Raw genomic sequence first — 23,623 nt, forward strand, 5'->3', positions numbered from 1 at the left:
CGAAAATAATATAACATGGTGCTAATATAGATTCTGCGGCATCATATGTACAGCGTGTTAGCTCAACAACGGTTTAGCAGCACTGCAGTTTTTTGATTTTATCCAATAAGAATAAATAAAAGTCAATCATGAGCAATGAAATAACCATTAATACCGACGGTATTGAACAATTACCTTTAAGTCGGTTTACTGAAGACGCCTATCTCAACTATTCCATGTACGTCATCATGGACCGAGCATTGCCGCACATCGGTGATGGACTCAAGCCTGTGCAGCGACGAATTATTTACGCAATGTCCGAACTTGGGCTAAGCAATAATGCTAAATATAAAAAATCTGCTAGAACAGTGGGTGATGTATTAGGTAAGTTTCATCCACATGGCGACTCTGCTTGTTATGAAGCCATGGTGTTAATGGCGCAGCCGTTTTCATATCGCTACCCATTGGTTGATGGGCAAGGCAACTGGGGTGCACCAGATGACCCTAAGTCTTTCGCGGCGATGCGTTATACCGAATCGCGCCTAAGTAAGTTTAGTGAAGTTTTACTAACGGAGTTAGGACAGGGCACAGCAGACTGGCAACCAAACTTTGACGGCACGCTAGACGAACCCAAAGTGTTACCCGCTCGCTTACCGCATATCTTGCTGAATGGCATCACCGGTATCGCTGTTGGTATGGCTACCGACGTACCTCCCCACAATGTGCGCGAAATTGCCAATGCGTGTGCTTTATTACTCGATAATAGCCGTGCTGAACTGAGTGAACTGCTTGAGCACGTGCAGGGTCCTGATTACCCAACTGACGCTGAAATAATTACTCCGCGCAGTGAAATACAAAAAATTTACGAAACCGGTCGCGGTTCAATTAAAATGCGCGCCGTTTATCATGAAGAAGCTGGCGATATTATCGTTACTGCGCTACCGCACCAAGCCTCAGGTGGTAAGGTGTTGGAACAGATTGCTGGACAAATGCAGGCCAAGAAGCTGCCAATGATTAGCGACTTACGCGACGAGTCTGATCACGAAAATCCAACGCGCTTATTAATTACACCTCGCTCCAATCGCGTTGATATTCATCAGTTGATGCAACACTTGTTTGCAACAACCGATTTAGAAAAAAGTTATCGTGTCAATATCAACATGATCGGTCTTGATGGTCGCCCACAGGTAAAAGACCTGCGCTCTATTCTTAATGAATGGTTGGTATTTAGAAAGGACACGGTAACGCGTCGTTTACAATATCGATTAGACAAAATATTAGCACGCCTGCATATCTTAGAAGGTTTACTCATCGCGTTTCTGAATATTGATGAAATTATTCACATTATTCGAACAGAAGAAAAACCAAAGCCGGTGTTAATGGAGCGTTTTGGGCTGACTGATACGCAAGCCGAAGCTATCCTAGAATTAAAGCTACGCCATTTGGCAAAGCTTGAAGAGTTTAAGATAAAGGGCGAGCAAGAAGAACTAGCTAAAGAGCGTGATGGTCTGCAGCTCCTTCTGGGCTCTGAACGACGCTTGAAAACATTGATTAAGAAAGAAATCTTAGCTGATGCAGAAACTTACGGTGATGATCGTCGCAGCCCCATTGTTGAACGCACAGAATCGAAAGCGATATCTGAGAAAGAACTTGTTCCTTCTGAGCCTGTAACGGTCGTTGTATCTGATAAAGGCTGGGCTCGATGTGCGAAAGGGCATGATATTGATGTTGAAGGCCTGAGTTATAAATCAGGCGATAAATTTCTGTGCAGCGCCAAAGGCCGCAGTACACAACTTGTTGCCTTCATAGACTCATCGGGTCGTGCATTCTCGTGCGATGCGCATGCATTACCTTCCGCAAGAAGCCAGGGTGAACCGTTAACCGGGCGCTTTAGCATTGTTGGCGGGGAAAATATTGAACACGTTGTAATGGCGGCTGACGATAAGCAATACCTGTTTGGTTCTGATGCCGGCTACGGTTTTGTCGGTCAATTTTCTGATATGTTAAGTAAAGCTAAGGCAGGAAAAGCCTTTGTTTCTTTGCCAAGCGCAGCAAAAGTTATTCGCCCTCAACCAGTAACTGATGTGAAAACCGACTGGTGTTTGTGTATATCTAACGAAGGAAGAATGCTGTTGTTCCCATTGAAAGATTTGCCGGTATTAGGTAAAGGGAAGGGGAATAAGTTAATGAACATTCCTTCAGCTAAGGCAAAAACGCGAGAAGAATACTTAACGGTGTTAACCGTTGTGCCTGAAGGTGCAGATATTAAGGTGTTTGCTGGCAAGCGCGGCATGACGTTAACTTCAAGCGACTTAACTCATTATCAAGGCGAACGTGGTCGCAGAGGGAATAAGCTACCTCGTGGACTGCAGCGTGTAGACTCAGTTGAAATAGAGTCAGGGAAAGCCGCCGTTGAGCCATTAGCGGACGATGTTCCTGGTGAAGACTCAAGCAGCAACGGAACACCAACTAACGAATAGCAGATGTAGGGCAGTCTGGGAGCGTAAGGACATCAAGCGATAAGCTTTGTCCTTACTGCTTGTTCGCTTTTTCGTACAGCCACTTTAAAATATCACGCCAGCTAATAACGCCAACCGGACGCTTATTGCTATCAACTACAGGCAAACAAGAGATTTTATTTTCATAAAACATCTGTATGACCGCTTTAAGGGAGGCATGTTCAGCAATAACAACAGCTTCCCTTTTAACTATCTGATGCACTCGCTTATTTAATGTTGCTAGGTCTTTGACCGTTGCAGAAGGCTTGTCGATGTTAGGGTGAATTGCTTTCGTGTAGTCTCGATCGGAAATAACAGCGGCCAGTTCACCTTTATCATTGATTACCATGAGGTGATGGAATGAATTCTTCTCAAACAATTCTTTTACTTTTATTAACCTGTCGTCGATATGCACCGTGATCACGTTTTTCGACATTAAATCTTCAATTTTCAAATGTGTTCTACCCGCATTTACATAGATTATTGATACATCTTACGTCATCCTTGCGACGACATAATACTGTTTGTTTAAGCACCCGTCTTTCTTGCGACGACATAATACTGTTCGTTTAAGCACCCGTCTTTCTTGCGAAGGCAAGAATCTCCCTGATGCTACCTCTATCTGTTCAAAAATAAAGGATTTTTTGGGAGATCTTTGCCTTCGCAAAGACGACGAGTGGGATATATTGCTTAAGCGAACAGCTCTATGCGCCGGCAAGGATCTCTCCATGTACCAAAAAGATAAAGAGTTTTTTAACTTAGCAATAAGCCTGTTCAGCGGCTTTTTTCATAACTCAGACGCCAAGCTTGATAATGAGATGCTTTACTTTCCCTAACTTCCTTCCCTGAGTAATCGTGCCGGCTGTAGCTTCAATTTCTGGAACAAATACAAGGCGCCCAAGCCAAACACAATAGCCGATGATAGTAGCGCAACAGCAACACCAAGCCAGTAAACATCCCATTCAAATACTTTCAGTCGAACTTGAAGTACCAGGGCAGCAATTGTGAGCCCAAGTGTTATTGAGAATGCACTGACGACGGTTGCCAAAAGCGTATATTCAATCGCAATTGCCCTGCGAATATAGGATATCCGCGCGCCAATACAGTAGAGAATAATGGCATGATAGCTCTGCTTGCTTCTGCCTGCCGCCATCACGCTGGCAAGCACCATCAAACTAACTATTAAGCTGATGAAAGAGATGACACTAAGACCGTTGGTCCCCTTGTTAAGTAAATCGCTTGCTGAATCTATAAGATCTTTTGTGCGAACGGTAATGATGTTTGGATAGTTTCGCGCTAGTTCGGTTTGCAGCGCTAATGCTTGTTGGTCGTCCATATAGGCAGTGCCAACATAGGCGTTAATAAAGTCATCAAGAGCGCCGTCTGAGAATATGGCTTCAAACCAAAAACGGGTTTGTATACCTTTTTGGCTGTAAATGCCGGTGAGTAATCCGGTTCTTTCTATTCCCACTATCGTGAACTGTACCTCATCACCTGGCTCTAGCTGCATTTGGTCGGCTTCACGGTCTTCCATAATGAAGGCGAAGTCGAGGTTCTCATTTTTACTTATGTTTTGCGTGATCGTTGCATCCCAAATTGCGCCGTCAACAATGGTGATGCCGTCTATATTGCCCGACAAGTAACTCAATTTATGCTCGTCACGCGCCATGTCTTGCCAATCAACCTCAGGATCGGTGATATCGCGAATAAGCGTATCGTTGATGCCTGATACTCTGCCGCGCACCATTGGCGAAAGCGTCAGTTTTGTCACACTATTGAAGTTTCCTGCAACTTTGTTGACTGCGTCCTTTTGATCATCCAGTACATCATAGAGCACTAACGCCGGCGATTCTTCTGGGATAGTGGTCTCTACTAGGCGAAGCAAGGAAACTACAATAACCGTGCATGCAACCAAGAGGGTAAGCGCTGTGCCTAAAGAAAGAAGGGTAATACGAAGTGGCGTGCCGGGGCGATGCATATTCGCCAGGGCCAAACGTGTTGCTGCATGACTGGCTAACCAAGGGCGCTGCTCCATGGTGCGGGAAAGCCAGCGAAGCGCGTGCACTACGCCTTCAAAAAAGGCCAAACAAATGAGCACGGTGACAACAAATGCAAGACCAAAAAACACGTTTGGAATCGCGATTAATACGAGTCCGCTAAGCAAGACCGCAAAAAAGTAACTGGCGAAGCGCCAGCGTGGTGAGATTGCGTGTCCGCTTAGCTCATTTGCTCGAAATAAATGTGCAACATCTATTTGCAAGGCGCGCCCAAGCGCGGGAAGCGCAAAGGTAAACGCGGTAACGATACCAAAGAACCAAGCGGCTATCGCTGCGATCAGCATATCGGTGCTTTGTATGGCAAGCGGCAAGTCTTGGGCTAAAATTTCACTGCCCAATAACGCCAAAACACTACCAATGAGTACGCCAATTAAACCGGAGAGCGCCGCCAAAATAGCAATTTGTATAATAAAAACTTGCCCAATACGTGAATCTCTTAAACCACATGCTTTTAGTGTGGCAATGGTTTCGCGCTTGCTTTGTAAATAAACAGAAATACTGTTAAATATACCTAGGCCACCAATGAACAGGGTGCTAAACGCAACAATAAGTAAACCAGAAGCAACTTGGGATAAACGTTCGGCGACGCGTTCACTTCTATCCTCAAATGTTTGAATTTCCCATTCTGTATTGGGGAATTGGGCAACAAAATTAGCTTCCCACGTTTGTGCGTCTACTGTGGTTCGGATGCGATATTCATGTTCAACGCGACTACCGGGGCGCAGTAAGCCAGATGCGTCCATGGCTTCTTCTGAAATTAAAACAGGCGTGCCCCGCCAGCTCGCGTTGAGCCGTCGGTCGGGTTGTTCTAATATCAACGCTCTTACAATAATTGCTAAATCGCCAATGTAGACCGTATCTCCGACGCTTAGTTTTGAGCGCTCTGCTAGAACGGGATCGATAGCGATACCCCACAGACCGTCCTTACTCGCCAACGTGTTGCTCAACGTTTGAGTTGGCTGTAGCTTAAGTTCACCATAAAGCGGGTAAGCAGCATCTGCGCTTAATAGTTCGACCAAGGCGAACTCACCGTCTTCGGTACTCATCATAGTGGCGAGTTCACGGGTTAGCGAAATGTCTCCAGTTTTCGCTATCCAATTTAAGACTTCTTGATTAATCGGCTCGCTCGATTCAATCTCGACGTCGCCGCCCATGAGTGCGCGAGTGTCTGAAAGCAATACTCTGTCGAGCATTTGGTAGAGGCTTGCCGCAGCCATCACCAAGCACACACCAAACACTAGGCAAGCACAGAATAACCAAAGGCGCTTCAGACTTTGTAATAAGTCGCGCCAGGCAAATTTACACTGAAAGTTCACTATTTTCCTCAACACGAAGTTTGCCAGATTCTAGCCAAAATAGCCTTTTGCAGCGCTTAGCTAGGCGCATATCATGGGTAACAATTACTAGGGTCGATTGCGATTGAGCGTGTAGTTCAAACAACAAGTCGGCAACGCGCTTACCGGTTTTCTCATCTAAGTTGCCGGTGGGTTCGTCGGCGAGAATGAGTCTAGGTTGATGCACAAGTGCGCGTGCGATGGCAACACGCTGTTGCTCGCCGCCAGATAGTTGTTGTGGGTAATGCTGAACTCTGTCTTTCAGCCCCACACGGTCAAGCATGGTTTTAGCTAGCTGTGTAGCATTGGGCTTGCCTGCGATATCTAAAGGCAGCGCCGCATTCGCGAGTGCGCTTAAACTGTCTATTAGATGAAAGGATTGGAAAACAATGCCCATATTGTCGCGTCTAAAGTCAGCTAGTTCATCAGGGGATAGTGCTGATAGCGTTTGACTGTCTAGGTTAATCTTGCCTTGTGTGGGTTGCTCCAGCGCAGCTAGAAGTTGCAGTAGTGTCGTTTTTCCTGAACCTGAAGGGCCCACAATTGCAACGGTATCGCCGCGTTCCATATTAAAGTTCAAATTATCGAGAACACGCAACGGCGCTTCTTCTTGGCCATACTCCATCGTAAGGTTGGAAACCTGTATCAACTTATCCTCCTGCCAGCACAGTCTTTTGTTTTAAATCAATTTAACATACGCTAAAAACCCTAAGTCAGACCAACATATCGTAGTTTAACCATTAATTCACGGTCACATTTGGGGCGGCAATCCTAATATGAAAATGAAAACAAGTAAGATAGTTACTTGTTAAGTGCAATGTTTCGTTACAATGACCATTCTTTTATTCCTTCACGTCCACTTTTTAGGCTGTTATGCAACTCATTAAGATTAATAAAGAACGTTATCGCCGCCATTTGAACTATGTCATCGTTGCCTGTGTGGCTGCTTTACTTATTGGAAGCTTGGGCATTTCGCAGACTTTAATTGCACTCTTTCCTGACGAAAGCGGCAGCCATTTTCACTGGAATTTGACGGGGGTCATTGTTACAAGCTTAATCATCGGCCTAATGCTTAATAAGTACAAGTCTCACAACTTCATGACTGAAGTTGCATATGTATGGGAGCTAAAAAAAGCGCTCAATAGAATAAACCGAAGAATGTTGAAATTAAAAGCGGCTGCGCAAGAGGGAGATATAGATGCAATGCTTGCGATTAACTACAGTTACGCAGGCTCACGCCTGTTATGGCAGTTGGACGATAACACCATAATTATGGACCAGCTAGATGTCGATCAAGCAGCGCTTGATAGCTTGGTCGTGAAGTATAACTTAACGCTTTCTCTTTATCTATTCGCCTTTTCTTCTTTGATTCGGCCTAAATCTTCGTTGTTTGCTCTATCATCGAGAATATCATCCTTGTAATTTTCTAAAGAAACGGTCGGTAGTAACTTGCCAAACCCTTGCAACCGTCTTCTTGGATTGAGCATCGTCAAACGAGTTAGTAACAGGTTGTTAGGATACATTATGATTTCTTCTTCATCGGTAATAAGCTTGATATTAAACAAGTTTACATCGGCTATTGTTCCTTCAACAAAGTTGTCACCCTCGAATACCCGAATGAAGTTGCCGCGGCTGTATGAAGGTTGAAATAACAAGATAAAGTAGGCCGTAATATTGCTGAGCAAAGACCAGTTAGCAAATAAAGCAACACCTGTAATGGTAATCAGTGAAGTTGAAACCAGTAACAACCCCGAGAAGTCGATACCCCAAACTAGGAATAATGCGGCTAGCGTCATCGTGCCAATAATAATACGCATGATATTAAACGCCTTTAGCGCGCTTTCTTCGCTGAGCTTACTAATCTTCACGCCTTTTCTTATCTTCGGCAAGGTCCATTTTACAATAATGATATGCAGCAATATAACGCCGCCGGACCATAATAGGGTGATGTAGTACTTGTCCATCCAAGTAATAAAATTTGAAATAATCGGTAAGTCGGACATTAAGTTTTCCAGTAGGGAGTGAGAAGATAGCTGGCCATTCGATATTGTGTTCGTATTTTAGTATGATTCATCAGTGAAAGTATTATCAAATTAGATAAATAAACCAAATAAAAGTATGCAAATATAATTTTTAACGATATATAGTGGCGCTATATATGTTACCAAGGAAAAATATGAAAATCGCAATTTTGTCGCGGAATCCTAAGCTTTATTCTACTAAAAGATTTGTTGAAGCGGGTGAGAAACTAGGTCACGAAGTCGATGTTATCGATACAATGCATTGCTACATGGATGTAACGAGCAGCCGCCCTTCGGTGCGCTACAAAGGTAAAGCATTACCACGCTATGATGCAGTAATCCCTCGAATTGGTGCATCGGTTACCTTTTATGGCACCTCTGTCGTTCGTCAGTTCGAAATGATGGGGACGTATTCAATCAATGAGTCTGTTGCGATCAGTCGCTCAAGAGATAAATTACGCTCACTGCAGTTACTGTCTCGCAAGGGTATCGGTATGCCGAGAACAGGATTTGCCAATCACCCAGATAGAATTGACGACTTAATTAAAAACGTAGGCGGCGCGCCTGTTGTTATTAAATTGCTTGAGGGTACTCAAGGTATTGGTGTGGTATTAGCCGATACTGCTAAAACTGCTGAAGCTATTATTGAGGCATTCATGGGGCTAAATGCGAGTATCTTGGTCCAAGAATATATAGAAGAAGCTGGTGGTGCGGACATTCGCTGCTTGGTTGTCGGTGGCAAAGTGATTGCTGCGATGAAGCGTCAAGGCGCGCCGGGCGAATTTCGTTCGAACTTGCACCGAGGCGGTTCAGCCAGCTTAGTTCGCTTGTCGCCCGCAGAAAGAAAAACAGCCGTAGATGCTGCAAAAACCATGGGTTTAAATATGTGTGGCGTTGACATTCTGCGCTCAAAAAATGGTCCAATGGTGATGGAAGTGAATTCTTCGCCCGGATTAGAAGGGATTGAAACTGCCACTGGAAAAGACATTGCTGGCATGATCATCGAATTCATTGCCAACACAGCAACACCGAACAAAACAAAAACCAAAGGTAAAGGCTAAGCATGAAGCGCCAAAACTTTGTAATTGGCGGGGAAGTCATTAAACCTGGCGAACAAAAGCGTTTGTTGCTGCTGATGCCTCCTTTGTATACCGCTACTACTATGGGTATTCCCGTCTTTGTACTACACGGTAAAAGGCCTGGACCCACTTTGTTTGTCAGTGCTGCAATTCATGGTGATGAACTAAACGGTATTGAGATTGTTAGTCGTCTAATAAAGGCGCGTGCAATAAAAAACCTCAGAGGCACACTTATAGCGATACCGATGGTGAATGTGTACGGCGTTCTCAATCAAAGTCGTTATTTACCCGACCGCAGAGATTTGAATCGCTGCTTCCCAGGTAGTAAAAAGGGCTCGCTTGCAGGACGTATTGCGCGTTTATTTTTGGATGAAATCGTTAGCAAGTGTGATTATGGTATCGACTTGCATACAGGGGCTATACATCGTTCTAATTTACCGCAAATACGCGCTAACTTGGACGACCCTGCAACATTGGAAATGGCCGAGGCGTTTGGCGTACCGGTGTTGTTGAACGCTGATATCCGTGACGGCTCATTGCGCCAAGCTGCAGCAGATGAAGGTGCTAAGGTACTACTTTACGAAGCGGGCGAAGCTTTGCGCTATGATGAATTCTCAATTGCAGCCGGTGTAAAAGGTATTATAAAAGTGATGCGTCACGTCGGCATGTTGAATAAAACTAAGTCGGTAGGACACAGCATTAAGCCATTCGTAGCAAGACAAAGCGGCTGGGTTAGAGCAAACGAAAGCGGCTTTGTTATGCACAAAGCGCAGTTGGGTGACCACGTCGTGAAGGGGGATTTACTTGCAGTTATCTCTAACCCTTTCGGTGAGCAGTTAGGTACGATTGACTCCCCAAGCACGGGTGTGGTCATAGGTAAGCAAAACATACCCCTAGCGCAAGAGGGCGAGGCGATTTATCATATTGCATACTTTAAAAAACCCATTGAAGTCGCTGAGCATGTCGAATTGTTGCAAGACAACTTGGATATAATTGATTCGTCTGATTAGGTAACCAATACAAATGGTTAACCTTTATTATTGAGAAGTGTAAAATGAAAAAGAAGCTTACGGTTGGAAATTTGGAACAATGCGACCTCCCTGAACTAGGTATCAAAGGCCTCCATGTTCGAGTCGATACAGGCGCTACCACGTCATCTTTGCATGTCGATAATATTGAAGAAATTGATGTTGGCGAAGACACTTGGATAAAGTTTGATATTCACCCAGATATTCATGATGTGAAAAAGCTGATCCGCTGCGAAGCTAAAGTAGCAGGTCAGCGCAAAGTAAAAAGTTCAACGGCCACAAGGCAGCGCCGCTATGTCATTGAAACAGATATCGTGATGGCCGGTGAGCGCTGGCAAATTCAATTGACGCTGACGGATCGCTCCGAAATGACTTACTTGATGTTATTTGGACGTGAAGCAATGGCCGGCAGGTTCATTGTGGATCCAGAGCTAGAATATTTGCTGAACAAGACTTAATAAACGAGTGCAGGCACTTAAGCTTGCATGAAGCAGTCATTGAACTGTGATATCGAACTAAGGAGGCTCATTTAATCATAAATGAGCCTTTTCTTTCCTGAGAAATGTTTCACTAGAGCTTGTGTAGAAACACGTTATAAAAGGCTCTTATAGATGCTTTTTATAAAACATTTTTATGCAAGCTAAGTTGCTCAATGCTTTTACATCATTGGTTTGTTCTAGTCTATTACTGAACGTTTGTACTTTCAAAAATCTTGTCTGCCGATGCAGCTACAAAGCCTTGATAGTACTCGCCGTTTTGCATTTTATAGCGCTGTGCAAATTCATAAAAACAGCTTGGAATAGACACTTCTATATCGCTGAACTTAACTTTTGACGCGTCAGCCATCGTTGATGACTGAGCTAAACACACGTCTTCGCCGCCTTTGATTTCGCCACCGGATGTATTTAACGTAAATCCAGCCTGTTTAAGAATGTCATTTACTTCAGCCAATTCATCAATCTTATGAAGATGATTAACACTAACCGTGAAATGATTAGCGCGGTAGCCCCAAGCTGCCATCCATGCAGCGTATTCAGACTCAGCTAACAGCGTTTTATAGTCATCGTGTGAAACTGACCAATGGGTTCCTGAATATAGGAAGTTGTCTGCTTCAGTCGCACCTTTTTCTACGCTCGAAACCATCTTGTTGATAATCGTTTGTGCAGCTTCAGAAAGCTCGTTTACTCGTAACTCACTGATAAATACTTTAGGTTGCGTTGTATCAGGGTGCTCAAAGTGCTGTGCGCTTAGCTTCTTACTTGCAAAGTCGTAGTCACCCTTCTGCTCATAACCCAGCGCAAGAAAATGCGCAGCCAGTTTTTTCAAATTAACGCTTTCAAGATTAAAGGTGCGCAGGGCAATATGATCGTTAATGATCTCAGCTTCACCGGTTTTCTCCGCAAGCAACTGGTGTATCTTGTTCGCCGATGGGGTTATTTGAATATAGTTCTCCCAGAGGCCCTGAAACAACTTATTAATATCTGTGTGCATGTTTATTTCCTTATCAGCTATTAAAATTTAAGCCCAGGACTTAAAGATGATGGCAACGTTACGACATCTAGTTCTACCGACGCTACTGGGTAAGCGCAGTAGTCTGCCGCATAGTAAGCGCTTGCACGATGGTTTCCGCTTTCGCCGATGCCACCAAATGGCGCTGCACTGCTCGCGCCCGTAATAGGACGGTTCCAGTTAACAATACCAGCTCTAATACGCGCTAAGAAGTAGTCATAATCTGCTTTAGAGTCGCTTAACAGACCAGCAGATAAACCAAAGCTGGTGTTGTTTGCGTGCGCGATTGCGTCATCAAAATTGGTGTATCTGATCACCTTTAGAAGAGGACCGAAGTGCTCTTCATCGGGCATGTCGTTTGCGATTGCAGTAACATCAATAATACCAGGAGTAACAAAACCGGTATCTTTTTCTGTGTGTTCAAGCGCGACCAAACTTGTTGCACCTAAGCTTAAAAGCTGTTGCTGAGCACTTAACATGCCCGCAGCTGCAGCCGAGCTGATCATTGCACCCATGAAAGGTTGTTCTTCTGCGTCGTAATGGCCTACTTGAATATTTTTAGTGACTTCTAGCAAGCGCGCTAGCAAAACATCACCTTGGGCGTTGTCTTGAATGAATAAACGTCGAGCGCATGTGCAGCGTTGACCACTTGTCACGAACGCTGACTGCACAATATCATGTACGGCAGCGTCAACATCGGCAACATCTTTAACGATGAGCGGGTTGTTGCCACCCATTTCCAAGGCTAAAATTTTGCCTGGATGACCTGCAAATTGTTCGTGAAGAATTTTACCAGTGCGAGAGCTTCCAGTGAAAAATAGACCGTCAATATTCGCATGACTAGCTAAGGCTTTGCCCGTTTCAACTTGACCTTGAATGAGGTTTAATACGCCATTTGGCAAGCCTGCTTTTTCCCAAAGCTGAACAATGAATTCGGCTACCATAGGAGTCAGATCGCTGGGTTTAAAAACGACTGTATTACCAGCAATCAATGCTGGAACAATATGACCGTTGGGTAAATGTCCTGGGAAATTATAAGGGCCAAACACAGCAACCACACCGTGTGGTTTATGGCGAATGATTGCTTGTCCAAGCGGCATTGCGTTTTCAACAGTGCCCGTGCGTTCGTGGTAAGCCTTTTCAGAGATAGCAATTTTACCAATCATTGCGCCTACTTCAGTGGCAGTTTCCCACTCCGGCTTTCCCGTTTCTTTCGCAATAATCTTCGCAAGTTCAGTTTTGTGTTCACCTAGAAGTTCAGCAAACTTCTTAATAATTACTAAGCGTTCATCTACCGTCATTAAAGACCAAGCTGGAAAGGCATTACGAGCGGCAACAACTGCTTCGTTTACTTGTGCCGAGGACGCTGATTTTGCTGACCATATAACGACATTTTTTGCAGGATCAATTGAGTTAATATCATGGCCTGAGCCGGCTATCCATTGACCATTGATAAAGTGTGTTGAATTTGTCATTTGTACTCCTAGTGCTTTGTGTTGGCAGGTGAGAAACGAATTGAGTCGCCGTCTTTAATACCTAATGCCTTGGCAGTTGCACGTTCTATTGCAACACGATTACCGTCAACATAAGCGATTTCTGCGATACAAGCTCTAAAGTCTTCTACCGATGTATTGATTGCAAAACAGGTTTCACCGTCGGTTTGAGCGAGGTTGTCATTAATTACAATAGATACTTTGCGGCTAGCTTGCACCGTTGCAATGTTCTTTACGTCGGCTTCAACCGTAGGGCCAGCATCAAATATATCCACGTAACCACGACATTTGAAGCCCTCTTGCTCGAGCAAGCGTAGCGCGGGTTTGGTTTTTTCATGCACCTTACCAATGCAATCTTGCGCAGCTTTACTGAGCAGTTTCACATAAATAGGATATTTAGGCATGAGTTCAGCAATGAACACTTTATTACCAATCCCTGTTAGGTAATCGGCAGTTGGGAAATCCATTGAGAAGAAATGCTCTTCAAGCCACGCCCAAAAAGGAGAACGGCCTTTATCGTCACTAATACCACGCATTTCAGCAATGACAACGTCAGCGAAACGTTCTTTATGCTCAGCCATGAAAAGAAAGCGCATTTTAGATAGAAAGCGACCGTTTAGACCCTGTCGTGCATTCTCTCTCAAGAACAGTGTGCAAATTTCACTGACGCCAGTGTAATCGTTGCAAAAATGCAGTATTTCAGCAGTATTGTGCACATTCAATTCACGTGATGCATGCACCACTTTACTTACGTGATAGTGATAAAATGCATCTTGCAAACCGACGGTTGCTTCAATGCCGCTAGTACCGACTACTTCACCAGTTTCCGTATCTTCCATCACGAAAAGGTAGCTTTGCATACCTGGTTCAGTCGGCGTTGACTGAATAGCGGCTTCTGCTTTGACTAATTTGCGTCGCAGCAAAGCTTCGTTCACTGGAAGTGAAGTAAAGCCTATACCTGATTCTTGCGCTATTTCATTCAGTGCCTTGTAATCAGACACCTTAATAGGACGAATAATTTTCATCAAATGATCCCTATGGTTGTTGGTGACAACCTAAAAAAGACTAAGCGGCAACGACTGAGGCGACAGCCTTCTCGAAACGAGCTAAACCTTCAATAATGTCTTCATCTGGGATAACTAATGATGGAGCAAAACGAATAACGTTCACGCCTGCTATTAAGCACATCATATGCTGTTCGTTTGCTGCGACCATGAAATCACGTGAGCGGCCCGCATATTTCTCATTTAACGCGCAACCTAATAACATTCCTTTGCCGCGAATTTCGCTAAACACATGGTACTTGTCATTAATTTTACCTAAAATTTCGCGAAACAGAGCTTCTTTCTTCAGCACGCCAGCAAGTACTTCTGGCTTGTTAACTACGTCTAATACTCTTTCCGCTATAGCACATGCTAGTGGGTTACCACCATAGGTACTGCCGTGTGTACCTGGCTTTAAACTACTCGCTATTGCGTCGGTAGTTAACATTGCGCCGATTGGAAAGCCGCCGCCTAATGATTTAGCTGTCGTCAAAATGTCAGGAGTTACGTCAACGCCCATATAAGCGTATAAATAGCCTGTTCTGCCAACACCACTTTGCACTTCATCAAAAATGAGCAAAGCATTGTGTTTATCACAAAGCTCTCTCACGCCTTTAACAAATGCAGGGTCAGGAACGATAATGCCGCCTTCACCTTGTAAGGGCTCCATCATGATGGCGCAAGTGCGCTCTGACATCATTTCAGCTAGCATTTCGAGGTTGTTATATTCACAATGCACAATGCCGCCTGGCTTTGGACCGAAGCCGTCTGAATAAGCCGGTTGACCACCTACAGTAACGGTAAAGAAAGTACGACCGTGAAAGCCCTGTTTGAATGAGATGATTTGATCTTTGTCTTCGTTGTAATGGTCAAGAGCGAATCGACGAGCGAGTTTTAAAGCAGCCTCGTTAGCTTCAGCACCTGAGTTCGCGAAATAGACTTTATCAGCAAAAGTAGCGTCACATAACTTTTTAGCCAAGCGCATAGCTGGTTCGTTCGTGAATACATTACTTAAATGCCATAGCTTGCTGCCTTGTTCCTGCAATACGTTTACTAGTTCAGGATGACAATGGCCTAGCGCATTAACCGCAATACCGCCCGCAAAATCGATGTATTCGTTACCCTCTTGATCCCAAACGCGAGAGCCTTCTCCACGCACCGGCACCATTTGTGCAGGGTTATAGTTAGGTACCATTACATCATCAAACGTTGAACGATTCACTTGCATGTCATACACCTCTTTGCTTAGCTATATTGCACTCACACAATGTAATAGGTGCGAGTAAATTGGCTACGTATTATGCCAGAAGGCGAGACGAAAGCAATTAACTTATTCGTCGCAAGGCCAGTAAAAATAAGGGTTATGCACTTATTTGCAGAATTAGTGAATATTTATTTTGCGAAAATTTGGCTGCAAAAATAACACGGTGATTCGACGCTCTAGCTAGCAACAATGGCTTGTAGACGCACTAGATATTTCTTAAAATCGGGGAATACAGATGCATTAGACGAATTGCAAGTTGGATGAATAGGCATATTCATGCAGAAATTCTTATTGAAAAGAAATGTTTATTGCCAATTATATAATGCAATTGTCAGTCGTTGAGAGCTCTGGGGGTTTGCTGGATCTCCGGTATCTTTATTTCAAACCCAGTGAGGTTAGTTTTCATCAACAGCACAACGTCATCTGACACAATACCGTAATTACGTAAGTACAGCATAGATGCTTGCTTAGATATTAGACCATTGGCCTTCATCATTTTAAATTGCATGTACCCCTGGCAGCGAAACAAAAGGTCGGTGAGAGGGTGCAATTTGTTTTCCTTTACATGGGCATAACTGATTTCTTTGATTCGCGTGTAGTCCTCAAGTCCAATGCCGATCATTAACCAGCGGCATTTTAAAGCGCCTACTAGCTCGTTAGTTAGATGATCAGCGTAACGACTCCAAAGTGAAATAAGATACTTATGCGATGGAACGAGCGTGTATAGCGCTTTAGCTTGCACTGGATTATTGTTTTTCTGCGCTTCGATTACTTTCTCTCGCAACTTACCGTCAAATGCCTTGAGATACATTTTGGCAATAGCGCTTCTTCCAAGCGTGCTCATCAAGCCTATGTTGTAGCCTAGATACCACTTCATTCCTTCTTTTTCTGCAATTGCTCGGCAGGCCTTACCGCTTCCTAGCGTGTATTCCCACATGTGTTTTTGCAACTCTGGAAAAATAGCTGATTTTGGCGGCAAGCCGCGTTTAGCGATCAAGGCCGGTAGAAGTGTACGCAAACTTTCAATCCCAACAAAACTCAGTGCACTGCGTAAGCTGTTGATAACAATTAACTTTCCTTTAGAATCGAAGCGACGGTATTTAGGTTGTTTTACAAATTTGATGATAGCATCTGACAGCCAATCTAATTGTAGGATGATAGCTTCTAAGCGAGATATTGAACAAGACTCGGTGTATAAAACATCATATATCTTGCCTATAGAAGGGTCATACCCTAGCACTTTCTCTAATACATCCTCGGTATTTTTAAATCGCTCAGCGAGGTCATTAATGAGACTGACATGAAATTCGGCCTCGACTTGTTGAATAAATAAATTTTGCTTTTGGTGCAATTCCTCGCGATTTTTTATCGCGACTTCTTCTACAAATAATAACTCTCTGCGAGCTTCGGCTTGCTCAGAGTCTTCCATGATTCGTTGTTTCTCAGTTTTCTGGCCAGACAGCAGCACCGCCTCGTCTAAACTGACAAGAAGGTGCTCGAATCGCGAATTTATTGTCGAGGCTAATTGAGATACGCTTAACTTCATGTTGTTTCTCTACATCTATATTCTGTTTTTAAAAAATTATCCAGAATTCTATGACCTTCCTGAGTTAACAGTGATTCGGGGTGAAACTGAACGCCAAATATTGGCAATGTTGCATGTTGAATACCCATTATCTCTATATCGTCACTTTCGCTGCAAACTGCAGTAATTTCGAGCAAACTTGGCAAGGTTTCCAGCTCTAACAGCAAAGAGTGATACCTTGTTGCCGTAAATGTGTCCTTAATGCCCTTAAATATGCCTTTGGTTTGCTTTACCTGTACTTCTGAAGTTTTACCATGTTTGATATTTTTTGCACGTATTACTTTTGCACCAAATACTTGTCCGATCGCTTGATGACCCAAGCATACGCCTAAAAGTGGCACTTTTCCTGCAAATGTAGCAATTGCATCAAGGCAAACTCCTGATTCGTTTGGCGAACACGGTCCAGGAGAAATAACCAAATGCGTAAATTCGAGGCTTTGCAGTTCGATAATGCTCAGCTCATCGTTTTTAACGACTTTTACCGTAGCGCCCAACTCTTCAAAATAACGTGCTAAATTGAAGGTGAAGGAGTCATAGTTATCAATGATTAAAACCACGTTAGTGACTCCAATTGTAAACCTTATACTGCCAAAGCATCATTGCTAATTGCCGTAAAATACCGCACGAATATTCTTATGGTGCAACGAACCCTAATGCTTTATATGTTTTCGCAAGCGTCACAGAAGCTTTTTCTCTTGCTTTAATTGCGCTGGCTCGTAAAACGTCATGCAAATAAGCATCGTCTGCGCGAATGCGAGCATATTCTGCCTGAATCGGAGTTAACATGTTAACCACAGCTTCAGCAACGTCACCTTTTAAGTGACCATACATCTTATCTTCATATTTGGGCACTAGGCTTGCTACTGATTCACCGGTTGTACAAGACAACAAGGATAAAAGATTCGATACGCCAGGCTTCTCAGCAACGTCAAAGTAAATCCGGGCTTGCTCATCACTATCTGTAACTGCACGTTTAATTTTTTTCGCCAATTTTTTGGGATCTTCTAATAAGCCAATGACGTTATTTGGATTATCATCCGATTTGGACATTTTCTTCATGGGATCCTGTAAGCTCATAACGCGCGCGCCCGATTCAGGAATAAACGGGTCGGGAATGGTAAACACATCACCATATAAGTTGTTAAAGCGCGTTGCAATGTCGCGAGTCAGCTCCAAATGCTGCTTTTGATCTTCTCCTACTGGAACCTTATTCGCTTGATACACTAATATATCAGCAGCCTGCAGAACAGGATAGCTATACAAACCTACGTTGATGTTGGATGCATTCTTCAACGACTTGTCCTTGAATTGCGTCATACGATTGAGCTCACCCATTTGCGTGTAGCAATTGAGTACCCAGCTGAGTTGCGCATGCTCAGGAACGTGCGATTGCATAAAGATGCTGCTCTTATTTGGGTCAATGCCACAGGCAAGGTACAGTGCGAGTCCGTCAAGACAGGCTTTATTGAGCGCTTCAGGATCTTGACGCACCGTTATAGCATGCAAATCAACAATCATATAAAGGCAGTCATTTTCATCTTGCATGTCAACCCACTGGCGCAAGGCTCCCATGTAGTTGCCCATGGTAAGTTGACCTGAAGGTTGGCAACCACTTAAAACGATCGGTTTTTGCAAGCTCATTTTGTTTACGACTTCCTAGTGTTATTTAAATTTGTTTTTCATTGCCGCAATGGTGTCGGCATAATTATCGCTGTTGAATATAGCAGACCCTGCAACGAACATGTCAGCGCCCGCATCCCAAATGGATTGTATATTGTCGACTTTGACTCCGCCATCGACTTCTATTCGCGCACACAAGCCTTTCGCTATGATCATTTGCTTTAATTCGCTTATCTTTTCGAGTGTGCTTTCGATAAACGACTGACCACCAAACCCCGGATTCACTGACATCAACAAGACATAGTCAAGCTTATCTAGCACGCAATCTAGGACGTGCAGCGGTGTCCCTGGGTTCAGTGCCAAGCCTGCCTTGCATCCATTATCTTTAATTAACTGAATACTACGATCCAGATGCATTGTTGCTTCAGGATGGAAACTGATCATAGTAGCACCCGCCTTAGCAAAAGCTTCAATCATCGTATCGACGGGTTGCACCATTAAATGCACATCAATATCTGCCGTAATGCCGTGTTTGCGCAACGCATCACAAATCATGGGGCCGAAAGATAAATTGGGAACATAGTGATTATCCATCACGTCGAAATGAATGAGATCAGCTCCAGCGTCCAGCACAGATTGAACATCCTGCCCCAAACGAGCAAAGTCAGCGGACAAAATTGATGGCGCAATTAACGGTGTGTGCATTGTCTTATCCCAAAAGTCATAAGTTTACCGAACTTTTATGATTGACAAAAGCATTAACCGCGCCCTTTATTGGTGAGTATGCATCATAATGGGGCAGTAGAGGTTTTAATAACTCCGATTTCGATCAATATATTTTCGAACAGGGCGCTATGAAAAAAATTAAATCAATATAATTCAGTAAGATAGGTTTTTTTATGTGGTTTTTTGTATTTAGGCACTACTTTTGCTCTACCACTCACATAAGCACAGTTAGCTTGCCAAATTAATGATTGCTGGATCAAAGACTTAAACTAATAACTCAGTTCAGCATCAGCATCAGCACACGAATAATAATAAGACGACAAGAAGAAATCGCTTAAACAACTTGGAATTATACGGAGAACTCACATGAAAACATTTAAACGCGCAGCAATTGCTGCAACAATTTTGACAGCAACATTAGCAAGTCAATCTGCAATGGCGGGTTGGTCAGCGAATATTGGTGTAGTCTCTGATTACCACTTCCGAGGTATTCAGCAAACAGAAACTGCATCAACCAGCGCTGGTGTTGATTACGCTGCTGACTCTGGGTTTTACGTTGGCGCTTGGACGGCTGACGTTCAAGATGGGCTTGAAGTCGATTTATACGCCGGTTACGGTATCGAATTAGAAAGTGGTGTCACTCTTGATGCTAACTTTACCTCTTATCAATACACTGGTGATTTTGACAGTGCATACAATGAAATTGGCTTGAGTGCTGGTTACGGTTTATTTTCTGTCGGCTACATACAAGGCAAATGGGACGGCGTAGTGGGTGATGAAGATGCAACTGAAGGCGATTACTCTCTTATTACCGTAGGTATCGAAAAAGACGGTTGGTCTGCACTTATCGGTTCATACGGTAAAGATTCAGACGGTGAGTATGCTGAAATAGCATATGGCACAGAGATTGGCGGCTTTGAAGTTGGTGTCGGCCTTGTCATCAGTGGTTCAGACCTAGATGACAGCGAATCTTTGTATTTTTCGCTTAGCAAATCGTTTGAGCTATAATTTAAAATTATAAGCACGGATTTTTAAAACCCTGCGAATCTATTGGTTTGCAGGGTTTTTTGTTTATGATTTTGTGATTAAATATTGTGCATTTTGGCTTTTGCGTTATACTCACCGCAGCTTTTTTGTTTGTGTGTTGTGACTTAAGATAATCGTTTGCACTATTTGCATACACCATATTTTTGCAATGCACGTTAAAGAGAACTTACCGTAAAGAGTGTTAAATTGAGTATGAAGACTAAACTAAATGCAAGAGCGTCGAGAAAAGCAACGGTGTTTACATCGGTGTCTGCTTGTGTTTTTCTAACGTTCGGTCTGTATTTTACATTTATCGCTATCCAGCCGTCCATTCGCGATTGTGAGCAAAGCCGATACATAACACAAACTGACGAAAACGGTTTGCCGTCTAGCATTCAATGTGCAAATAATGGTAACGAGGTAAGTTGGTTGGCATGGGTTACGAATAAGTCGACATCAAATCAGTTTCATTTTCTTGATTTGTTAGAACTGCTCTCGCAAATCGACCCTGAAGAAAAATAGATGATACAAGTGATAAAGAAGTGGCTTCGATTAGTTAAGAGTGTAACGGCAAGCATGATGGGGGTTCAATCCCAAAAGAACTATGAAGAAGACTTCGCCGAGCAATCAGTCCTTCCTTTCGTTGTTACAGGCATTATTCTCGTTATCTTATTTATACTCAGTCTTGTCTTATTGGTTAACTTCTTAGTTTAACGGCTGTCAATAAAACGTTCGCTAAATGTAACTATTACAAAGCTCCCTAAGCTAAATTTTAAAGTGCTATCCTCTTACACAATACTCTTGCTCGAAGGCCATCCGCAAGCTAAACCTGAGTGTGTTTCTGTAAAAATATGGCAAGCTCTTCATGAGTAATGGGTTTTGAAATCAAATAACCCTGAATGAAGTCACATCCCAACTTTCTTAGTTGTTCAAATTGTTCCTCTGTTTCGGCACCTTCGGCAACGATTGGGACAGATAGGCTGTGTATCATTTGTGTCAGTGAGCCAACGATCCTTTGTTGACGGCTGTCTACGTCAATTTTGTCCAGTAGAGACCTATCGAATTTAACCGTGTTGTAGTTAAACGCCGCAAGGTAAGAAAGAGAGGAATAGCCAGCGCCGAAGTCATCGATTGCTACTCTAAAGCCAATGCTCGCTGCCATTTCAGTCCAAGCCTTCGCTTGTTTGAAATTAGTTATTAAGGTCGTTTCCGTTATTTCAAGTTCGATACGATTTGGGCTGATTTTATTTTTGTCTAGCTGGTCTTTTAAGCTTTCGACAGCTCTATCATCACCCAGTTGAGAGGGACTTAAGTTAACGGAAATGACAATATCCTGCATCCCAATACTATTTAAATAAACCGCTTCTTCGACAACCTTACTGACTATCCAGTCAAACAAGATGTTCATATTTTCACTTTCTTCAAGAACATCGATAAAAGTAGGTGGTGGAATAAAGCCAAGTTCAGGGTGCTTCCAACGACACAGCGCTTCAATTTTCACTACTTTTCGGGTACGGCTGTCTACAATAGGTTGGTAAACTAAGAATAGTTGGCCATCTGCAAGTGAGGAGAGAAAATCGTTCTTTATGGTAAACTTTAATTGAGTTCGCGCCCTCATTGATTCATCAAAAAATTTATACCGATTCTTTCCTTCCTGTTTTGCTTGATACATCGCAATATCAGCATATCGTAACAGTTGATCTGCATCGATGGCTTGGGCCTCTTGCAGCGCAATACCAATACTGGCACTAATCGCGATATTCGTTTCATATACGTGAAAAGGAGCGGCAAACAGTTGAACAATCGACTCCGCCATTTGCAGCAAGGCTTCTTGACTGCTGTAATCGTTATAACAGATAACAAATTCATCGCCGCCGATACGATAGACTTTAATAAATTTATTGGCGACCCCTTTTAAACGGTAACCAATTTTCTTCAACATGATGTCACCAGCTTCATGTCCTAAATTGTCGTTGACTGGTTTGAATCCATCTAAATCTAAAAAGAATATAGCGACATTGAACGATGCATTTTTGTTACGGATATACAGAAGGTCGTCAACTAAAACGTTGCGTGTAAATAAGCCAGTAACGCCGTCAATTGTAGCCTGGCGCAACAATCGTTTCTGAGACACATCTAGCTCATGCTCATACAACTCGAGCATATCGATTGCATTTCTAAACTCGTCCTCAAGGTCATGAAGTTCGTCGTTAAACTTCCTTTTACGCGCTTGACCAAGGCGAAATCTGGCGGTGTTATATTCTTTATTTGCAATTAGCTTTATGGCGCGGCGAAGTTTGTTTATCTGTGATATCGGGATGATTGAAAAAGTAATCAGCGTCAGTAAAATGCCCAACGTAACCGTCATGAAGATAATGATGAGCTGCTCTTTTTGTTGGTTTTGGTCAGCGACAAGGGAAGTGATATCCCGAACGAAAATAAGTTTTAGCTCGGAACCTGCGCTACTGATAGTCTCAAACCAGATAAAAAATTCTTGCTTCCCAAAGGACAGTACTATGCCCTTTGTTTCTGCCTGTTTTATTTTGTCTAGTGTGAGCTGTAAATTCAGCACACCATCAATTCGTTCAAGGCCTGTCATTATTTCTGTTATATAGCGTTTAAGGTTGTGCTGTTCTGTCAGAGGCGCTTCCAGCGGAGCCAAAACACCAATGTCACTGCCAACAATCTGGTACAAAAACTCGATGGAAGGTGCGATGTCAGATAAGAGAGTCAACGACCACTTATCTTGCCAAAAAGGAACAGGTACTGAGGATGCAAGCTCACAAACTTGATGGCATATAATTGCTGATGTCGGTCTAGCATCAGTTAACATGTCGAGACGTAATGAGTTAGTTTTCTCTTTAGGAAAGTCGCCGAATTCGAAAGCTTGTTTATCATTTGAGATAGACATCGAAGATAGAGCAAAGCTCAGTCGAACCCTTGGCCAAACGTCCTCAAAGTAAGCAGCAGCCTCTTGCGGAGTTCGATTAGCTAAGCCCCCGAGAGCAAAGAGCTCTTGAGCTTTAGATACCTGTTCCTTTAGCTGCTGTTTAAACAGTAATTGAGTGGCTTGCAAATGAGATTGTTTAATGCTGCTCATTTTTTCTTCAAAACGAATAGACTGCTGTGCCGTCACAAACCCATAGGATGCTGCTAGAGACAAAATGGCAACAACAATCACCAGTAGAAGAGTTTTAAATAGTAAACCGCGGATTTGAATCATGAATTAAAAATTGTTTGCCAATTCCGTTGAAAGTGAGGGCTAGCACACTCGAGTAAAGGCGTCGTGCTGCTTTGTTCCGATGCGGTGTAACTTAACATAGAGAGTGATTTGCGTCACTGAATTATCGGTATTCTATTG

21 protein-coding genes are annotated in these 23,623 nt (G+C 43.3%); 8 read left to right on the top strand and 13 right to left on the bottom strand.

The features are described 5' to 3' along the window. Positions 1-128 precede the first annotated feature (128 nt). Entirely contained in the window at positions 129-2,459 is a 2,331-nt protein-coding gene (gene parC, locus GNIT_RS02095) for a DNA topoisomerase IV subunit A (RefSeq protein WP_014107475.1), read from the top strand. Positions 2,460-2,511: 52 nt separating this feature from the next. Here parC and GNIT_RS02100 read toward each other — a convergent pair whose 3' ends face one another. The 3 genes from GNIT_RS02100 to GNIT_RS02110 form a co-directional block, all read right to left on the bottom strand. After that, on the bottom strand, positions 2,512-2,913 hold the full coding sequence (locus GNIT_RS02100) for a CBS domain-containing protein (protein ID WP_148261680.1): 402 nt from the start codon (positions 2,911-2,913) through the stop codon (positions 2,512-2,514). Between the two features lie 396 nt (positions 2,914-3,309). After that, the gene (locus GNIT_RS02105) at positions 3,310-5,850 is read right to left on the bottom strand and encodes an ABC transporter permease (RefSeq protein WP_014107477.1); all 2,541 of its coding nucleotides are present in this window, start codon (positions 5,848-5,850) and stop codon (positions 3,310-3,312) included. Continuing rightward, the gene (locus GNIT_RS02110) at positions 5,834-6,517 is read right to left on the bottom strand and encodes an ABC transporter ATP-binding protein (RefSeq protein WP_041246265.1); all 684 of its coding nucleotides are present in this window, start codon (positions 6,515-6,517) and stop codon (positions 5,834-5,836) included. The genes GNIT_RS02105 and GNIT_RS02110 overlap by 17 nt, the downstream gene beginning before the upstream one ends. A 224-nt stretch (positions 6,518-6,741) precedes the next feature. Between GNIT_RS02110 and GNIT_RS02115 the strand changes: the two genes are divergently transcribed. Beyond that, positions 6,742-7,290: a DUF3087 domain-containing protein gene (locus GNIT_RS02115; RefSeq protein WP_041246266.1), complete on the top strand. Its 549-nt coding sequence runs from the start codon at positions 6,742-6,744 to the stop codon at positions 7,288-7,290. On the opposite strand, the gene GNIT_RS02120 is transcribed toward GNIT_RS02115, so the two are convergent. Then, on the bottom strand, positions 7,212-7,871 hold the full coding sequence (locus GNIT_RS02120; protein WP_014107479.1) for a mechanosensitive ion channel domain-containing protein: 660 nt from the start codon (positions 7,869-7,871) through the stop codon (positions 7,212-7,214). The two genes, GNIT_RS02115 and GNIT_RS02120, sit on opposite strands and share 79 nt — an antisense overlap. Positions 7,872-8,044: 173 nt before the next feature. Here GNIT_RS02120 and rimK point away from each other — a divergent pair, with 173 nt between their 5' ends. The 3 genes from rimK to GNIT_RS02135 are packed head-to-tail and all read left to right on the top strand — an operon-like array spanning position 8,045 to position 10,454. Beyond that, a complete protein-coding gene (gene rimK, locus GNIT_RS02125; RefSeq protein ID WP_014107480.1) occupies positions 8,045-8,950 on the top strand; it encodes a 30S ribosomal protein S6--L-glutamate ligase in 906 nt (301 codons plus the stop codon). A 2-nt stretch (positions 8,951-8,952) separates the two neighbouring features. Further along, a complete protein-coding gene (locus GNIT_RS02130) occupies positions 8,953-9,978 on the top strand; it encodes a succinylglutamate desuccinylase/aspartoacylase family protein (RefSeq protein WP_014107481.1) in 1,026 nt (341 codons plus the stop codon). A 44-nt stretch (positions 9,979-10,022) separates the two neighbouring features. After that, a complete protein-coding gene (locus tag GNIT_RS02135) occupies positions 10,023-10,454 on the top strand; it encodes an ATP-dependent zinc protease family protein (RefSeq protein WP_014107482.1) in 432 nt (143 codons plus the stop codon). A 226-nt stretch (positions 10,455-10,680) separates the two neighbouring features. On the opposite strand, the gene GNIT_RS02140 is transcribed toward GNIT_RS02135, so the two are convergent. The 8 genes from GNIT_RS02140 to rpe form a co-directional block, all read right to left on the bottom strand. Next, a complete protein-coding gene (locus tag GNIT_RS02140) occupies positions 10,681-11,487 on the bottom strand; it encodes a DUF1338 domain-containing protein (protein ID WP_014107483.1) in 807 nt (268 codons plus the stop codon). Between the two features lie 20 nt (positions 11,488-11,507). Further along, on the bottom strand, positions 11,508-12,980 hold the full coding sequence (astD, locus tag GNIT_RS02145; protein ID WP_014107484.1) for a succinylglutamate-semialdehyde dehydrogenase: 1,473 nt from the start codon (positions 12,978-12,980) through the stop codon (positions 11,508-11,510). An 8-nt stretch (positions 12,981-12,988) separates the two neighbouring features. After that, positions 12,989-14,023, bottom strand: a complete 1,035-nt coding sequence (astA, locus tag GNIT_RS02150; RefSeq protein WP_014107485.1) for an arginine N-succinyltransferase — start codon at positions 14,021-14,023, stop codon at positions 12,989-12,991. Between the two features lie 40 nt (positions 14,024-14,063). After that, positions 14,064-15,269 carry an aspartate aminotransferase family protein gene (locus GNIT_RS02155; RefSeq protein WP_014107486.1) on the bottom strand — a complete coding sequence of 402 codons (1,206 nt, stop codon included), beginning with the start codon at positions 15,267-15,269 and terminating at the stop codon, positions 14,064-14,066. 367 nt (positions 15,270-15,636) lie between these two features. After that, positions 15,637-16,851 (bottom strand): HDOD domain-containing protein, encoded by a 1,215-nt coding sequence (locus tag GNIT_RS02160; protein WP_014107488.1) that lies wholly within the window; start codon positions 16,849-16,851, stop codon positions 15,637-15,639. Beyond that, the gene (locus GNIT_RS02165; protein ID WP_014107489.1) at positions 16,848-17,447 is read right to left on the bottom strand and encodes an anthranilate synthase component II; all 600 of its coding nucleotides are present in this window, start codon (positions 17,445-17,447) and stop codon (positions 16,848-16,850) included. The genes GNIT_RS02160 and GNIT_RS02165 overlap by 4 nt, the downstream gene beginning before the upstream one ends. 76 nt (positions 17,448-17,523) lie before the next feature. Beyond that, a complete protein-coding gene (gene trpS, locus GNIT_RS02170) occupies positions 17,524-18,531 on the bottom strand; it encodes a tryptophan--tRNA ligase (RefSeq protein ID WP_014107490.1) in 1,008 nt (335 codons plus the stop codon). 21 nt (positions 18,532-18,552) lie between these two features. Continuing rightward, positions 18,553-19,215: a ribulose-phosphate 3-epimerase gene (gene rpe, locus GNIT_RS02175; protein WP_014107491.1), complete on the bottom strand. Its 663-nt coding sequence runs from the start codon at positions 19,213-19,215 to the stop codon at positions 18,553-18,555. A 387-nt stretch (positions 19,216-19,602) separates the two neighbouring features. Between rpe and GNIT_RS02180 the strand changes: the two genes are divergently transcribed. From GNIT_RS02180 to GNIT_RS02190, 3 genes are all read left to right on the top strand, one after another. Further along, the gene (locus GNIT_RS02180; RefSeq protein ID WP_014107493.1) at positions 19,603-20,244 is read left to right on the top strand and encodes a TorF family putative porin; all 642 of its coding nucleotides are present in this window, start codon (positions 19,603-19,605) and stop codon (positions 20,242-20,244) included. Positions 20,245-20,475: 231 nt separating this feature from the next. Continuing rightward, positions 20,476-20,784 carry a hypothetical protein gene (locus GNIT_RS02185; protein WP_041246267.1) on the top strand — a complete coding sequence of 103 codons (309 nt, stop codon included), beginning with the start codon at positions 20,476-20,478 and terminating at the stop codon, positions 20,782-20,784. Continuing rightward, positions 20,785-20,976: a DUF2970 domain-containing protein gene (locus GNIT_RS02190; protein ID WP_014107496.1), complete on the top strand. Its 192-nt coding sequence runs from the start codon at positions 20,785-20,787 to the stop codon at positions 20,974-20,976. It abuts the gene before it with no gap. A gap of 109 nt (positions 20,977-21,085) precedes the next feature. Here GNIT_RS02190 and GNIT_RS02195 read toward each other — a convergent pair whose 3' ends face one another. Next, positions 21,086-23,485, bottom strand: a complete 2,400-nt coding sequence (locus tag GNIT_RS02195) for a putative bifunctional diguanylate cyclase/phosphodiesterase (protein WP_014107497.1) — start codon at positions 23,483-23,485, stop codon at positions 21,086-21,088. Positions 23,486-23,623 lie beyond the last annotated feature (138 nt).

It is taken from the genome of Glaciecola nitratireducens FR1064, from assembly GCF_000226565.1.
GTDB lineage: Bacteria > Pseudomonadota > Gammaproteobacteria > Enterobacterales > Alteromonadaceae > Glaciecola > Glaciecola nitratireducens.

Bases quoted from the DNA above. Each gene is read 5' to 3' on its own strand.
- parC (WP_014107475.1), top strand. From the start codon at position 129: ATGAGCAATGAAATAACCATTAATACCGACGGTATTGAACAATTACCT.
- GNIT_RS02120 (WP_014107479.1), bottom strand. From the start codon at position 7,871: ATGTCCGACTTACCGATTATTTCAAATTTTATTACTTGGATGGACAAG.
- GNIT_RS02180 (WP_014107493.1), top strand. From the start codon at position 19,603: ATGAAAACATTTAAACGCGCAGCAATTGCTGCAACAATTTTGACAGCA.
- GNIT_RS02155 (WP_014107486.1), bottom strand. From the start codon at position 15,269: ATGCAAGTGAATCGTTCAACGTTTGATGATGTAATGGTACCTAACTAT.
- trpS (WP_014107490.1), bottom strand. From the start codon at position 18,531: ATGAGCTTGCAAAAACCGATCGTTTTAAGTGGTTGCCAACCTTCAGGT.
- astA (WP_014107485.1), bottom strand. From the start codon at position 14,023: ATGAAAATTATTCGTCCTATTAAGGTGTCTGATTACAAGGCACTGAAT.
- GNIT_RS02140 (WP_014107483.1), bottom strand. From the start codon at position 11,487: ATGCACACAGATATTAATAAGTTGTTTCAGGGCCTCTGGGAGAACTAT.
- GNIT_RS02195 (WP_014107497.1), bottom strand. From the start codon at position 23,485: ATGATTCAAATCCGCGGTTTACTATTTAAAACTCTTCTACTGGTGATT.
- rpe (WP_014107491.1), bottom strand. From the start codon at position 19,215: ATGCACACACCGTTAATTGCGCCATCAATTTTGTCCGCTGACTTTGCT.
- rimK (WP_014107480.1), top strand. From the start codon at position 8,045: ATGAAAATCGCAATTTTGTCGCGGAATCCTAAGCTTTATTCTACTAAA.
- GNIT_RS02130 (WP_014107481.1), top strand. From the start codon at position 8,953: ATGAAGCGCCAAAACTTTGTAATTGGCGGGGAAGTCATTAAACCTGGC.
- GNIT_RS02100 (WP_148261680.1), bottom strand. From the start codon at position 2,913: ATGTCGAAAAACGTGATCACGGTGCATATCGACGACAGGTTAATAAAA.
- GNIT_RS02160 (WP_014107488.1), bottom strand. From the start codon at position 16,851: ATGAAGTTAAGCGTATCTCAATTAGCCTCGACAATAAATTCGCGATTC.
- GNIT_RS02190 (WP_014107496.1), top strand. From the start codon at position 20,785: ATGATACAAGTGATAAAGAAGTGGCTTCGATTAGTTAAGAGTGTAACG.
- GNIT_RS02115 (WP_041246266.1), top strand. From the start codon at position 6,742: ATGCAACTCATTAAGATTAATAAAGAACGTTATCGCCGCCATTTGAAC.
- GNIT_RS02135 (WP_014107482.1), top strand. From the start codon at position 10,023: ATGAAAAAGAAGCTTACGGTTGGAAATTTGGAACAATGCGACCTCCCT.
- astD (WP_014107484.1), bottom strand. From the start codon at position 12,980: ATGACAAATTCAACACACTTTATCAATGGTCAATGGATAGCCGGCTCA.
- GNIT_RS02185 (WP_041246267.1), top strand. From the start codon at position 20,476: ATGAAGACTAAACTAAATGCAAGAGCGTCGAGAAAAGCAACGGTGTTT.